Source organism: Burkholderia sp. Bp9140 (genome assembly GCF_003853425.1).
Classification (GTDB): Bacteria; Pseudomonadota; Gammaproteobacteria; order Burkholderiales; family Burkholderiaceae; genus Burkholderia.
Genome location: NZ_QTPQ01000003.1, coordinates 232,640 through 247,030 on the forward strand (window position 1 = coordinate 232,640; position 14,391 = coordinate 247,030).

Here is a 14,391-nt window from a genome sequence, read left to right on the forward strand (position 1 = left end):
CCAGCGGCTAGCGGAACGTGCGGCCGGCGGCGTGCAGCGCGGCGATGCGCGGCGACACGCGGTAGCGGTCCTCGCCGTAGCTCGCCGCCAGGTTCGACAGCACGCGCTGCACGCGGCCGATGCCGATCGCATCGGCCCACGCGAGCGGGCCGCACGGGTAGTTCACGCCCTTCTCCATCGCGAGATCGAGATCGGCGGGCGAGCACACGCCCTGGTTGACCGTGTCGGCCGCCTCGTTCGCGAGCATCGCGACGGTGCGCATCGCAACCATGCCCGGCACGTCGGCGACGCCGACGACGCGGAAACCGGCGTGCTGGAACAGCCCGACCGCCTCCGCGTAGGCGGCGTCGCTGCACTGCAGCGCGCGCGTCAGCGCGACGAGCCCGGCCTGCGCGTAATCGCGCGCGAGGTCGACGAGCACGAGATCGGTCACGCCGGTTTGCGCGGCGCGCACCGTCGCGGTGCGGCCATCCGTCAGCGCGATCGACGCGCGGCCGGCCACGGCAAGCAGTTCGTCGGCATGCGCGCCGTCGTGCCGCGCACCCGCGATGCGTTCGGCGAAGCGTGCATGCAGCGCGGCGGCCGGACCGTCCTGCGCAAACAGCGCGACGTCGGCCGGCGCGGCACGCGGCGCTTCGAGCTCGGGCGCGGGTGGCGCCGCGCCGTCCGCATACGAATAGAAGCCGCGTCCCGACTTGCGACCGAGAAAGCCTGCGTTCACGAGCTCCTGCTGGATCAGCGACGGCGTGTAGCGCGGATCGTTGAAGTACGCGCGAAATACCGACTCGGTCACCGCGAAGTTCACGTCTTGGCCGATCAGGTCCATCAGCTCGAACGGCCCCATCCGGAAGCCGCCGGCCTCGCGCATCACCGCGTCGATCGAGGCCGGCGTGCCGCCCTGCTCGTTCAGCACGCGCAGCGCCTCCGCGTAATACGGCCGCGCGACGCGGTTCACGATGAAGCCCGGCGTCGATTTCGCCAGCACCGGCCGCTTGCCCCACGCGGCGGCCGTGTCGTACAGCGCCTGCGCGACTTCCGGCGCGGTCGCAAGCCCGCTGACCACCTCGACGAGCGCCATCAACGGCGCCGGATTGAAGAAATGCAGGCCGGCCACGCGCTGCGGCGCGCGCAGCCCGGCCGCGATCGACGTGATCGAGATCGACGACGTGTTGGTCGCCAGCATGCAGGTATCGTCCACATGAAGTTCGAGCGTCGCGAAGATCTCGCGCTTCACGTCGAGCCGCTCGGCCGCCGCCTCGACGATCAGCGCGGCGCCGGCGAAATCGGCCAGCGCGCGCACCGCGCGGATCCGGCTGCCGGCCGCGTCGGCCTGCGCCGGGTCCATCCGGCCCTTCTCCGCGAGCCGCGCGAACTGCGCGCGGATGCCGGCGAGCGCCTTGTCGCACGCCGCCTCGTTCAGGTCGTACAGCAGCACCGCATGACCGGCCGCTGCCGCGACCTGCGCGATGCCCGCGCCCATCGCGCCCGCGCCGATCACGCCGACGGCCGCCGTCGGCGCCAGCGCGCCCGAATTCACCGAATGTGCAGAAGAAACAGCCATCGCTTGCGATCCGTCATGAAGTGGAAGTGCGAGCTATTATAAACCGACCGGTCGGTAGATTTATGTCAGGGCGAGCCCGAATTTGTCGTGCAAGAGACCATTACGAAATCTGCAAAAGCAAAAAAATCGGATGATCGGGGCACTTTTTGTAAACCGAAAGGTCAATGAAAGTGTTCGAATATGAGATAGCGACCCCCGAACGCCTGATAAAATTCGACAAACCGCCGGATTTCAGGGGGAAACCGCGTGTCACGCCGCCGCTGCCGCCCTTCGCACGCCGCCCTTGCGGGGTCGGTTCCGGACTGCCGGGCCGCCTGCCGCCACATCCACGTGCGCCGCCATCGGCACCCGGTCGCATCGAACCGTTTCATCCAGCGACGGGCTTCGGCCCGCCCGCGCCCCTCGCCGCCTCATGGTGGCGAACCCGAGGCAGCACCATTGCGCGCTGCCGCCCGTCAGCTTCATCGTTCTCGTTCGGCGGATTATCCGGCCGGACTTCGTCAACCCGTGACGGCGCGTCGCGCGCCGTCACTCGCATAGGGAAACCGTCCATGCCGCTCTCGTCCAACCAGCTCCCGCGCTGGACCCTCTGGGCCCCGCTTGCCGCGTGGCTGGTACTCGCGCTGTCGCGCGTCGTGCCGGCCGAAGGCCTCGTCATCGCAGTGTTCGCCGCTGCGCTCGCCGGCGCCGTGTTCGCCGCCGTCCATCATGCCGAAGTCGTCGCGCACCGCGTCGGCGAGCCATTCGGCACGCTCGTGCTCGCGGTCGCCGTGACCGTCATCGAAGTCGCGCTGATCGTGTCGGTGATGCTCGGCGCCGGCCCCGAGAAATCGGGCCTCGCGCGCGATACCGTGTTCGCCGCCGTGATGATCATCTGCAACGGCATCGTCGGCCTCTGCCTGCTGGTCGGTGCATGGAAGCACGGCGAACAGGATTTCCAGGGGCGCGGCGCGAGCAAGGCGCTCGCGGTGCTCGCGTCGCTGTCGGTGCTGTCGCTCGTGATGCCGAACTACCTCAACGCGGCGCCGGGCCCGTTCTTCTCGAAATCGCAGCTCGCGTTCGCCGGCGCATCGTCGCTCGTGCTGTACGGTGCATTCGTATTCGTGCAGACCGTGCGCCACCGCGACTACTTCCTCACCGAGCACGACAGCGCGAACGAATCGGTGCACGCGGCGCCGCCGAGCGGCCGCACCGCGTTGATCAGCCTCGTGCTGCTGTTCGCGAGCCTCGTCGCGGTCGTGCTGCTCGCGAAGCTGCTGTCGCCGGCCGTCGAGCATGCAGTGAGGAAGCTCGGCGCGCCCGAAGCGGCGGTCGGCATCGTGATCGCCGCGCTCGTGCTGCTGCCCGAAGGGCTCGCGGCCGTCACCGCCGCGCGCGCGAACCGCCTGCAGACCAGCATGAACCTGGCGCTCGGTTCGGCGCTCGCGAGCATCGGGCTCACGATCCCGACCGTCGCGGCCGTGTTCATCTGGGTCGGCCAGCCGCTCACGCTCGGCATCGGCGCGATGGAAACCGTGCTGCTGTCGCTCACGCTGCTCGTCAGCACGCTGACGCTCAGCCAGGGACGCACGACGGTGCTGCACGGCGTCGTGCACCTGTCGCTGTTCGCGGCCTACCTGTTCCTGTCGATCACCCACTGATGTCCATCAACGCGCGGCACGACGGATCGTTTCCGCCGTGCCGCGCGCATCACTTCACCTGCACGGCCACACCTTCCCTGCTTCACGCCGCGGCTAGCGGACCGGAATCACCAGATGCTGGCCGGCCAGGATCAGGTTCGGGTTCGCGAGGTTGTTGCGGCGCTGGATCTCGCGATAGCGCTGGCCGCTGCCGAGCTTGCTCGCCGCGATCATGTTCAGCGTATCGCCCGCCTTCACCACGTACGTGTGCTCGCCCGACGCGGCTGCGGTCGTCATCGTCTGGTCGCTGACGAAATACTTGCGCAGCAGGTCGAGATACTGCGGCGACTGCTTGAGCTTCGCGATCGCGGCGTTCAGGTAGATCAGCAGATCCTGGTCGTCGGCGCGCACGCCGATCTTGTAAGCGATGTTCGAGCCGTCGAGCTTGGTCACCGCGAACTTCAGGTCGGTGCCCTTGATCGAACTGACCGCGAACGGGTAGTCGTAGATGAACGCGTCGACCGCATGGCCGTCGAGGCTCTTCGCGATGAATGCCGGATCGGAATCGTCGACCTCGACGAACCGGACGTTCGGATACTGACGCGTGACGAACGCACGCACATCCGGGTCGCCCTTCAGGATGCCGACCGTCTTGCCGACCAGGTCGTCGGCCGAGCGGATCGCGGCGCCTTGCCGCACGATCAGCGAATAGCCGAAATCGTCGACGTACGGCACCGAGTAGACAACGCCCGCCGGCGTGTTGTCCGGGAACGTCAGCCCGTCCATCGCGACGTCGACGACATGGTTGCCCTTCGCATCGGTGTCGAGCAGTTGTTTCGGCACGCCCGGGTACGTATCGACTTCGTGACGCGTATCGACGACGACCGGCTTGCCGCCGTGCGAGAACGACGGATCCGCGAACAGCAGCCGCGCGAACTCGACGTTGAAGCCGCGCGGCGCGCCCTTGTCCTCGCCGAAGAACGGCTCGCTCGGATTCTGCACCGAGATCCGCACGATGCCGTTTTCGGCGATCGATTTCAGCGTGCTGGCCTGCGGCGTGAAGCCGGCCGGCATCACGTTGCCCGATGCCGACGGCTGCGCCGGCTGGCCCGCGTCGGCCGACTGCGCGGACGTCGCGCCCGGAGCCGCGTCGTGGTCGTGCGCGGGAATCAGTGTCGACAGGCCGCCCTGATGGACGATCCAGACGCCGACGAGCACCACCAGAAACGCGATCGCGCCGAGAAGTTTTTTCATGGTTGCGTGCCTGCAGGAAGTTATCGTTGCTTCGACGGCAATGCGGCTGTGTGTGCCGCATCGGGGCCGGGCACGGGGGCGGGCGCGCCGTTCATCACCGCCTGCTGCTGCGCCTGCTTGACCTCGGGGTTATCCAGCAGCGACGTCTCCATTTCGGAGAACGCCTTGTTGACCGAGCGCATCACCGAATCGACGGCCACGTCGGTCTTGATCTGCTCGAACGTGTCGGCCGTCTGCCGGCCCGCGAGCTTGTTCATCTGCTGCGCCGCCTGCGACATGTCCCACATTGCCTTCGCGCGGTCGATCGCCGCCGCGAAATTCTTCAGTTCGGCCTGCACCTGCTTGTAGCGGCCTTCGCGGAACGCGAGCAGCTGCTTCATCGTGTCGAGCTGCGCGCGAAAGCGAGGCGCATCGTCCGGATACTGCTTCTCGAACAGCTCGGTCTTGTTCTCGAAGTTCTTCACCTCGGTGCGGAACGCGGTGATGCTGTCCGCGAATTTCTGCGCCGCCTGGCGCTTTTCCGCGAGCTGGTTGATCAGCGTCTCGATCGGATTCGACTGCGCTTCGTCGACGATCATATTCACCTTCTGGTTCGCGAACTTCATCGCGACGACCGGCGCGAAATAGATCGCGCCGAGGCCGATCACGGCCGCCGTGATCAGCGCGACCATCCCCTTCAGGATGAACAGCGCGGCCGGTGCCGCGATCGCGACGCCGGCGATGATGATCGCCCATTTGATCAGCCTTGCCTTGCCACTCCCCGAACTGCCGTTTGCTTCATTCGAAAGCTGCGACATGAGTTTCTCTCCTTGAACCTCGAACTGAACTGCGTGCGTGTGCTGCGCCATGCTCGATCGAAATGCTTCGGACTCCGGCGCCGCCGCGCGTGCGGGACAGGCGGCGGCGCGATGCGTGGACGGGCGCCGGCGGCGTCACGAGACGCCGGTGTAGCGTCATGTGCGATACGGTATTCGGGCGCGGCAGGCTGCCGCGCGACGCGGCGGTGCCGATCGGCGCCGTTCGTCGTCGCTGCCAGCGCGCGGACGGGAAAGTGTACCGATGCACGGTACGAAACGGGATGACGGATACGTGACGCGACGGGCGTCGGGAGGATCGTTGCTCCGGCGCGCCGATGAATGCGGCGCCTGGATTCCGGTACGAGTGCGTGAAGGCTCATCGTTGTTCTTTTGCGCGTCGCGGATGCAGGAACGCGCGGCCGGCGCGTCCCGCTCCAAATGCACGGACGTATCGTGCGCCGACCGGCATGCAGCGTCAAGCGGTCGACGCGGTGCAGCGAACCGCTGCGTTCGTGCGTTGGGAAGCAGGCATCGAAGCCGCTTTCAGGATCGCAAGCATTCGCCGGCTGCGACCTGTCTCGCTCGCTCAGGATCGCTTGGCATCGGATACGGCAAGCTTCCGGATTGAAAGCTTGTCACATCGTGCTGGCGTATCAAGTAGACGCGCCAGCCTGCTCCCGCGCGAGAAACTGCTCGACCATCGCGTTGAACACCGGCAGCGCCGGATTGTCGTTGTCCGCGCGCCACGCAAGATACAGCTCGGCCGCCACGTCGACGCCCGCGAGCGGACGGAACACCACGCCGTCGACGTGCAGCTCGCGCGCCGACGCCGGCACCATCGCGGCACCCAGCCCGGCGCGCACCAGGCCGAGGATCGTATGCGTCTGCCCGACGTAATGCAGGTAGTTCGGCAAGCGCCCGGCGCCGGCGAACATCCCCGAGATCATGTCGTGAAAGTACTTTCCCTCGTTCGGCGAATACGCGATGAACGGCTGCCGGTCGAGTTCGTCCGGGCCGATCCGTTCGCACGCGGCGAGCGGTGCGCCCTGCGCGACCGCGACGAGCATCGGCTCGCGCTGCACGAGCCGGTATTCGAGCGGATGGCGCGCGGCGCGCTGGCGCACGAAGCCCGCATCGAGCATGCGCGACGCGAGCGCGTCGATCTGCACGGTCGACACCATTTCGCGCAATTCGACATCGACGTCCGGCAGCGCGTGCGCCGCATGCGCGAGCAGCACCGGAATCATCCGGTACGCGCTCACGGCCGTGAAGCCGAGCGTGATGCGGCCGGCCCCGCCGTGCGCGACGCGCTGCGCGGCCTGTTCGGCTCGCGCGGAAAACTCGAGGATATGCCGCGCATCGCGCAGAAAGCGCTCGCCGGCCGCGGTCAGCCTGACTTGCCGGCTGCTGCGTTCGAGCAGCGCGATGCCGAGCGCGTGCTCGAGCAGCTGGATCTGCCGGCTGAGCGGCGGCTGCGTCATGAAGAGCCGCTTGGCCGCGCGCCCGAAATGCAGTTCCTCGGCGACGGCGACGAAGCAGCGAAGCTGGTTCAGTTCAATCATTCAATTCTTGAATCAATCAATAGTCTTTTGATGTTAGACCAACATCGATCCGATTCCTATACTCGGTTGCACCTGATGTGCGGCGCGCGCCGCGCACGACGACCGAGACCTTCATGACCATCGACATCCTGCTCACCCAGCCGCTTCCCGGCGCCATCGACGCCGAACTGTCCGCCCGCTACGCAGTGCATCGGCTGTATGCGGCCGACCGGGCCGACGCACTGCTCGATCGCGTCGCGCCGCGCATCCGCGGCGTCGTCACGGGCGGCGCGAACGGGCTGTCGGCGGCGTGGATGGACCGGCTGGGCGCGCTCGAAATCATCGCGATCAGCGGCATCGGCACCGACGCCGTCGATCTCGACCGCGCCCGCGCACGCGGCATCCACGTGACGACGACGCCCGACGTGCTGACCGACGACGTCGCCGACATGGCGATGGGGCTGATCCTGATGACGCTGCGCGACCTCGGCGCCGGCGAGCGCATCGTGCGCGCCGGCCGCTGGGGCAAGGTCGCGCAGCCGCTCGCGACGCAGGTGACGGGCAAGCGGCTCGGCATCGTCGGCCTCGGCCGCGTCGGACGCGCGATCGCGCAGCGCGCGCAGGCGTTCCGGATGCCCGTCAGCTATTTCGGTCCGCGCGAACACCGCGACAGCGGCTACCGCTACGTGCCCGACCTGGTCGCGCTCGCCCGCGACAGCGATGTGCTCGTGCTCGCGGCGTCGGCCGATCACGGCAACGTGCTCGTGACCGCCGACGTGCTCGCCGCGCTCGGCAACCAAGGATTCCTGATCAATGTCGCGCGCGGCAAGCTTGTCGACGAAGCCGCGCTCGTGCGCGCGCTCGCGGCCGGCACGATCGCCGGTGCCGGCCTCGACGTGTTCATCGACGAACCGCACGTGCCGGCCGCGCTGCTCGAACTGGAGCGTGTCGTCGTGCAGCCGCACCGCGCGAGCGCCACGCACGAGACGCGCGAAGCCATGGGCCGGATCGTGCTCGCCAACCTCGCCGCGTGCTTCGCGGGACAGCGCCCGCCGACCAGCGTCACGAGCTAAGCGACGCACACCCGCCCCCGCCCCCGACTACGACACCAAACGAAACGCCTCCGCACGACGGAGGCCAGGAGACTCGCATGCCCAATCGACCCAGCGGCGGCGCAACCGTCGCCGCCTCGCCCGCCTCATCCACCGCATCGCGCACGATCGGCCGCGTCCGCTACACGGTCCTCGCGCTGATCTTCGCGGTCACCGTCGTCAACTATGCGGATCGCGCGACGATGTCGATCGCCGGCACCGGCGTCGCGCACGACCTCGGGCTGACGCCCGTGCAGCTCGGCATCGTCTTCTCCGCGTTCGCGTGGGCCTATGCGATCGGCCAGGTCCCGGGCGGCTGGCTGCTCGACCGCTTCGGCGCACGCCGCGTGTACGGCCTGAGCCTGCTGCTGTGGTCGGTCTTCACGATGCTGCAGGGCACGGTCGGCTGGTTCGCCGTGCAGGGCGCGGCCGCGACGCTCGCGCTGTTCGCGATGCGCTTCATGCTCGGCCTGGTCGAATCGCCGGCATTCCCGGCCAATTCGCGGATCGTCGCGTGCTGGTTCCCGACCGCCGAGCGCGGCACCGCATCGGCGCTGTTCAATTCCGCGCAGTACATGGCCGTCGTGCTGTTCACGCCCGCGATGGCGTGGCTCACGCATGCGCTCGGCTGGGAACACGTGTTCCTGTGGATGGGGATGCTCGGCGTCGCGCTGTCGGCGCTCTGGTTCGCGTGGTATCGCGAGCCGCACGGCCATCCGCGCGTGAGCGACGCCGAGCGCGACTACCTGCGTGCGCACGGCGCGCTCGTCGATCTCGAGGCGAACCGCGTCCGGCACCGGCAGCGCGTCTCGTGGCGCGACGCGTCGCAGCTGTTCCGCCACCGGAACCTGTGGGCGATCTATATCGGCCAGTACTGCATCACGGCGCTCACCTATTTCTTCATCACGTGGTTCCCGATCTACCTGATCAAGGGACGCGGGATGACGATCATGGAGGCCGGCTGGGTCGCCGCGCTGCCGGCGCTCTGCGGCTTCACGGGCGGGGTGCTCGGCGGCGTGCTGTCGGACTGGCTGATCCGGCGCGGCGTGCATGCGTCGCGCGCACGCAAGGCGCCGTTCGTCGCGGGAATGGCGATGGCGACGCTGCTCGTGCTCGCGAACGGCGCGTCGTCGAACGCCGTCGTGATCGCGCTGATGACGATCGCGTTCTTCGGCAAGGGGCTCGCGGCGGTCGGCTGGGCCGTGCTCGCCGACACCGCGCCGGAAGGCATGGTCGGCCTGAGCGGCGGTGTGTTCAACGGCCTCGGCAACATCGCGGGGATCGTCACGCCGCTCGTGATCGGCTACTTCGTCGCGCACACGGGCTCGTTTGCGGGCGCGCTGTGGTTCGTCGCCGCGCACGGGCTGATCGGAATCGCCGCCTATGCGTGGCTCGCCGGCCGCTTCGAGCGGATTCGCGTCACGCCGGCCGTATGACGCCCGGCGCCGCCGGGCCCGCGACCGCCCGCGGCGTCACGCGCGCTGGCGGCTGCCCGGCGCCTGCCCGACCGCGAGCCGGTCGAGCTCGCGCAGGTCGTTCTCCAGCGCGGGGGTGAGCGTCGTGCGCAGATGGTCGAGGAAGGTGCGGATCTTCGCGTCGAGATAGCGGCGCGTCGCATAGACCGCGTACACGCTGACCGTCTGCAGCCGGTACTCGGGCAGCACGCGGATCAGCCGCCCCTCGCGGATGTCGTCGAGCACGGTGTACAGCGCGACGCACGCGATGCCGCGCCCGGCCCGCACCGCGACGCACAGCGCATCCGGCACGTTGACCTGGAACGGCGCCGGCTGCAGTTCATAGACCGTCTCCTCGTCGTCGCCGCGCTCGAGCCGCCACTCGCTGGCCGGCGATGCGGGCGTATCGAGCCGCAGGCACACATGGTTCGGCAGGTCGTCCGGCGTCTTCGGCGTGCCGTGCCGCGCCAGGTACTCGCGCGATGCGACCAGCACGCTGCAACTGGTGCCGCAGGTCTGCGCGACGTAGCCGGAATCGGGCAGTTGCGATGCGGTCACGATCGACACGTCGTAGCCTTCCTCGACGAGGTTCGGCATGCGCTGCGCGAGCGTCAGCTCGACCGACACGTCCGGGTTGTCTTCCTGGTAGCGCACGATCGACGACACGACGTGACTTTGCCCGAGCCCCGTCATTGCATGGATGCGCATCTTGCCGCTCGGCCGCAGCAGCGCGTTGCGCGCCTCGGCATTCGCGTAGTCGAACTCGGCGAGGATCGACTTCGCACGCTCGAAGTAGCGCTCGCCGCTTTCGGTGAGGCCGAGATGGCGCGTCGTGCGATGCAGCAGGCGCGTCTGTACGTGGGCTTCGAGATTCGACACCGCGCGCGAGACCTGCGCGGTGGTCGCATCGATTTCTTTGGCGACCGCGGTGAAACTGCCGGCTTCGACAACGCGCACGAACAGGCGCATGTTTTCGAGCATGTCCATTGAATTGGCTTGGGGAGTGTCGGGGAGGAAACGTCGGCGGCGCTCGCGTCAGACGGGAATCGGGGCGTGCGCGCGAACCATGTGCAAGCGATCACCGTGCCGGAGGAAAGGCTGGAGAGCAGGCATCGCGAGCGTGGTTGTGGCATGGGGGGGAATTCGGTGGCCCGAATTGTACGCCGCCGCAGGCAAATTTGCGCGCTCGCGGCGCAGCAGGCTTTCATCTCATGAAAGGTTTTTGCAAGCCACACGCGTCGCGCGCCTGCAACGCGCTGATGCGGCGCGACGATTTGTATCACAACGCGATATAATTTCGCCTTTTCTTGCGCTGCATCATCCGCGCCGTCATTTTTACCGCTTACCATCCATGTCGTCAGGCTCCTCCCCGTCGCGCCGCACATTCCGGCAATGGCTGCACAGCTTCATTCCCCATCCGATGACGCTCGGCTGGCGCGAGCGCATGCGCTCGTGCACGGGCGCGCTCGTCGGCATCGCGACGGTCGGCGTCACGATGCGGCTGCTGCCCGGCGTGCCGGGCCTCGTGCCGCTGCTCGTCGCGCCGATGGGGGCGTCGGCCGTGCTGCTGTTCGCGGTGCCGGCGAGTCCGCTTGCGCAACCGTGGTCGATCATCGGCGGCAATCTGGTGGCGGCGACCGTCGGCGTCGCCTGCGCGCAGTGGATCGCCGATCCGATCACGGCCGCCGCGGTTGCGGTCGCCCTCGCCATCGGCGGCATGTTCGCGCTGCGCTGCGTGCACCCGCCGTCGGGCGCGGTCGCCCTGACGGCCGTGCTCGGCGGCCCGGCGATCCACGCGCTCGGCTTCGGCTTCGTGGTCGAGCCGATCGCGCTGCAATCGGCCATCCTGCTGTCGGCCGCGCTCGTGTATCACGCGCTGACGGGGCACCGCTATCCGCACGGCAGCGTGCGTCCCGACGCGAAGCCGCAAGGCAGCGGCGCCGCACCCGCACGCGGCGGCTTCACGCGAGCCGATCTCGACGCGGTGCTGAAGCGCCGCAGCGAATGGCTCGACGTCGATCCGGACGACCTCGAAATGCTGCTGCGCGAAACCGAGATGCAGGCGTATGCGCGCACGTTCGGCCAGCTCACGTGCGCCGACCTGATGACGAAGAACGCGATCGAAGTCGCGCCGTCGACGTCGGTGACGGCCGCGCTGACGCTGCTCGACCGCCATCGCGTGAAGGCGCTGCCGGTCGTCGACAGCGACGATCGCCTGGTCGGCATCGTCACGCGCGCCGACCTCACGCGCCCGCCGCGCCGCCCGGCTGCGCTGTGGCAGCGGCTGTCCGCGCGGCTGCCGCAGTCGTTCGGCGGCCAGTCGCCGAGCGTCGCCACCGTGATGACCCGCGACGTCGCGTCCGTGCCGCAGACCCTGCCGATCACCGCGCTGGTGCCGCTGTTTACGCACTCCGGCCACCATCACATTCCGGTCGTCGACGCATCGCGCCGGCTCGTCGGGATCATTACGCAGACGGATCTCGTCACGGGCCTGTACCGGCAGACGCAGATGCTCGAGGCAGCGTAACCCGACTAACCCGACTAACCGCGCCGACAAACAACCCCGACGAACAGCGGGATGCGGGGCATTCCGCTGAAAATCCGCCATTTATATCATATTGTGATATATTTTGCGCTACCGAAACCGACTGCCCGACCGACCGCAATGACCGATACCCGACGCGCGCTGACCAAAAGCGATTTCCAGCAACTGTCCGAGTTCCGCTACCAGATGCGCTGTTTCGAGCGCTTCTCCGAACGCGCCGCGCAAAGCGAAGGCGTGACGCCGCTGCAATATCTGCTGCTGCTGCACATCAAGGGTTACCCGCATCGCGAATGGGCCACCATCGGCGAACTCGCGGAACGCCTGCAGGCGCAGCATCACGGCGTCGTCGCGCTGGTGACGCGCTGCGAGGCGCTCGGGCTCGTGAAGCGCAAGACGAGCGAAGCGGATCGCCGGCAGGTCGAGGTACACCTCGAAGAAGCCGGCGAAACGCTGCTCGCGCGCCTCGCGGCCATGCATCGTGCCGAGCTGAAATCGCTCAAGGGCACGTTCCAGGTTCCGCAGATCGATTATTGACCCGAGCTTTACCGACCTCTCCCCGCTCCGATGAACGCACCACACAAACGCGATTTCTCGACCAACGAACGCCTGCCCAGGATCGCATCGCTAGCCGCCGGAATCGGCGTGCTCAGCACGCTGGCGGCGTTCGTGCTGTTGAGCCTGATTCACCTGTTCACGAACCTGTTCTTCTTCCAGCAGTTTTCGTTCGCCGACCGCTCGCCCGCCAACCATACGCTCGGCGCGTGGGTGATCGTCGTGCCGGTCATCGGCGGGCTGATCGTCGGGTTGATGGCGCGCTTCGGTTCGGAGAAGATCCGCGGCCACGGCATTCCCGAGGCGATCGAGGCGATCCTGTTCGGCAAGAGCCGCATGTCGCCGAAGGTCGCGGTGCTCAAGCCGCTGTCGTCCGGCGTCGTGATCGGCAGCGGCGGCCCGTTCGGTGCGGAAGGCCCGATCATCATGACGGGCGGTGCGCTCGGCTCGCTGATCGCGCAATGCGTGCACGTGACCGCCGCGGAGCGCAAGACGCTGCTCGTCGCGGGCGCGGCCGCCGGCATGACCGCCGTGTTCGGCACGCCGGTCGCGGCCGTGCTGCTCGCGGTCGAACTGCTGCTGTTCGAATGGCGTCCGCGCAGCTTCCTGCCGGTCGCGCTCGCCTGCGCGGTGGCCGGTTTCGCACGTGCCGTGTTCTTCGGCGTCGAGCCGCTGTTTCCGCTGACCACTGCGTCGCCGACGCCCGTCGCGCTGCTGTCGTGCATCGTCGCGGGCCTGCTGTCGGGCATGCTCGCGTGCGGCCTGTCGGCTGCGCTGTACCGCGTGGAGGACGGCTTCGCGAAGCTGCCGGTGCACTGGATGTGGTGGCCGGCGCTCGGCGCGGTCGTGATCGGCATCGGCGGCTGGCTCGAGCCGCGCGCGCTCGGCGTCGGCTATGACGTGATCGGCGACCTGCTGCACCAGCACATCGCGCTGAAGATCGCGCTGGCGCTGCTGATCGTGAAGGCCGTGATGTGGGTGATCGCGCTCGGCTCCGGCACGTCCGGCGGTGTGCTCGCCCCGCTGCTGATGCTCGGTGCGGGCCTCGGCACCGTGCTGTCGCCGGTGCTGCCCGGCGGCGATCCTGCGCTGTGGCCGCTCGTCTGCATGGCCGCGACTCTCGGCGCCACGCTCGGCGCGCCGCTCACCGCGATCGTGTTCGCGTTCGGCCTCACGCACGACGCAAACGCGCTGCTGCCGCTGCTCGCGGCGACGCTCGTCGCGCACGGCTTCGCGACCGTCGTGATGAAGCGCTCGATCATGACGGAGAAGATCGCGCGCCGCGGCTATCACATCTACCGCGAATACGGCGTCGACCCGCTCGAACGCCATGACGTGGCCGAGGTGATGACGCCCGCCGACGCGCTCGTCGCCATCGACTGCGCCACGACGCTCGACGCCGTCGAGTCGCAGTACTTCGGCGCGAAGCAGACGCACCGTGCGTACCCGGTCGTGCAGGACGGCCGCCTGCTCGGCCTCGTCGATCGCGCGACGCTCGATGCGCAACGCGCGCAAGCCGGGCCCGGCGCGACGCTCGCGAGCGCGTTCGCCGAGCGCACACCGGCCGTCGCGCAGGCGCACGAGACCTGCCGCGTGGTCGCGTCGCGGCTCGCGATGCTCGGCCTCGAACGCCTGCCGGTCGTCGACGATGCGCAATCGCTGCGCCTCACCGGCATCGTGTCACGCAGCGACCTGATCAAGCCCGCGCTCCAGCACTTCGACGACGAACAGAAGCGCGAGCGCTTCCGTCCGATCGTGCCGGCCAACCTGCGCGACGCCGGCGCCCGCAAGGCCGGCTGACCGTTGCAGCGTGCGCGGCGCCCCGGCCGCGCACCGCTCTCATCCTCTTCCCCCGCCCTCCGAAACGGTGCGCACCATGCGCGCCGTTCCGCATTCCGCTGTGAGTGTCGGCGTTTAAACTTCGTTGACAATTCCTCGGACGAAAGTTTGTCATCATGGTGCTCATGCGACGGGGCC

General features: G+C 68.3%; 11 protein-coding genes. 6 read left to right on the plus strand and 5 right to left on the minus strand.

The window, feature by feature from the left end; genetic code table 11:
- Positions 1–7: 7 nt before the first annotated feature.
- The gene (locus DIE21_RS04305; RefSeq protein WP_124496345.1) at positions 8–1,561 is read right to left on the minus strand and encodes a 3-hydroxyacyl-CoA dehydrogenase; all 1,554 of its coding nucleotides are present in this window, start codon (positions 1,559–1,561) and stop codon (positions 8–10) included.
- Positions 1,562–2,112: 551 nt separating this feature from the next.
- On the opposite strand from DIE21_RS04305, the gene DIE21_RS04315 reads away from it, so the two are divergent.
- A complete protein-coding gene (locus DIE21_RS04315) occupies positions 2,113–3,201 on the plus strand; it encodes a calcium:proton antiporter (RefSeq protein ID WP_124496349.1) in 1,089 nt (362 codons plus the stop codon).
- 93 nt (positions 3,202–3,294) lie between these two features.
- Here DIE21_RS04315 and DIE21_RS04320 read toward each other — a convergent pair whose 3' ends face one another.
- The 3 genes from DIE21_RS04320 to DIE21_RS04330 all read right to left on the minus strand — a co-directional run bounded on the left by DIE21_RS04320 (position 3,295) and on the right by DIE21_RS04330 (position 6,793).
- Entirely contained in the window at positions 3,295–4,434 is a 1,140-nt protein-coding gene (locus DIE21_RS04320; protein WP_124496351.1) for a LysM peptidoglycan-binding domain-containing protein, read from the minus strand.
- 20 nt (positions 4,435–4,454) lie between these two features.
- On the minus strand, positions 4,455–5,231 hold the full coding sequence (locus DIE21_RS04325; protein WP_124496353.1) for a hypothetical protein: 777 nt from the start codon (positions 5,229–5,231) through the stop codon (positions 4,455–4,457).
- Positions 5,232–5,884: 653 nt separating this feature from the next.
- Positions 5,885–6,793 carry a LysR substrate-binding domain-containing protein gene (locus tag DIE21_RS04330; protein ID WP_124496355.1) on the minus strand — a complete coding sequence of 303 codons (909 nt, stop codon included), beginning with the start codon at positions 6,791–6,793 and terminating at the stop codon, positions 5,885–5,887.
- A 113-nt stretch (positions 6,794–6,906) separates the two neighbouring features.
- Here DIE21_RS04330 and DIE21_RS04335 point away from each other — a divergent pair, with 113 nt between their 5' ends.
- Complete coding sequence (locus DIE21_RS04335) at positions 6,907–7,845, plus strand: 2-hydroxyacid dehydrogenase (protein ID WP_124496357.1); 939 nt, start codon at positions 6,907–6,909, stop codon at positions 7,843–7,845.
- Between the two features lie 77 nt (positions 7,846–7,922).
- Positions 7,923–9,299, plus strand: a complete 1,377-nt coding sequence (locus DIE21_RS04340; RefSeq protein WP_124496359.1) for an MFS transporter — start codon at positions 7,923–7,925, stop codon at positions 9,297–9,299.
- Between the two features lie 36 nt (positions 9,300–9,335).
- Here the strand turns inward: DIE21_RS04340 and DIE21_RS04345 are convergent, their stop codons facing one another.
- Positions 9,336–10,304: a LysR family transcriptional regulator gene (locus DIE21_RS04345; protein ID WP_124496361.1), complete on the minus strand. Its 969-nt coding sequence runs from the start codon at positions 10,302–10,304 to the stop codon at positions 9,336–9,338.
- A 364-nt stretch (positions 10,305–10,668) separates the two neighbouring features.
- On the opposite strand from DIE21_RS04345, the gene DIE21_RS04350 reads away from it, so the two are divergent.
- From DIE21_RS04350 to DIE21_RS04360, 3 genes are all read left to right on the plus strand, one after another.
- Positions 10,669–11,844, plus strand: a complete 1,176-nt coding sequence (locus tag DIE21_RS04350; protein ID WP_124496363.1) for an HPP family protein — start codon at positions 10,669–10,671, stop codon at positions 11,842–11,844.
- Positions 11,845–11,982: 138 nt separating this feature from the next.
- The gene (locus DIE21_RS04355; RefSeq protein ID WP_124496365.1) at positions 11,983–12,396 is read left to right on the plus strand and encodes a MarR family winged helix-turn-helix transcriptional regulator; all 414 of its coding nucleotides are present in this window, start codon (positions 11,983–11,985) and stop codon (positions 12,394–12,396) included.
- A 30-nt stretch (positions 12,397–12,426) separates the two neighbouring features.
- Positions 12,427–14,214 carry a chloride channel protein gene (locus tag DIE21_RS04360; RefSeq protein ID WP_124496367.1) on the plus strand — a complete coding sequence of 596 codons (1,788 nt, stop codon included), beginning with the start codon at positions 12,427–12,429 and terminating at the stop codon, positions 14,212–14,214.
- The last annotated feature ends 177 nt before the right edge of the window (positions 14,215–14,391 follow it).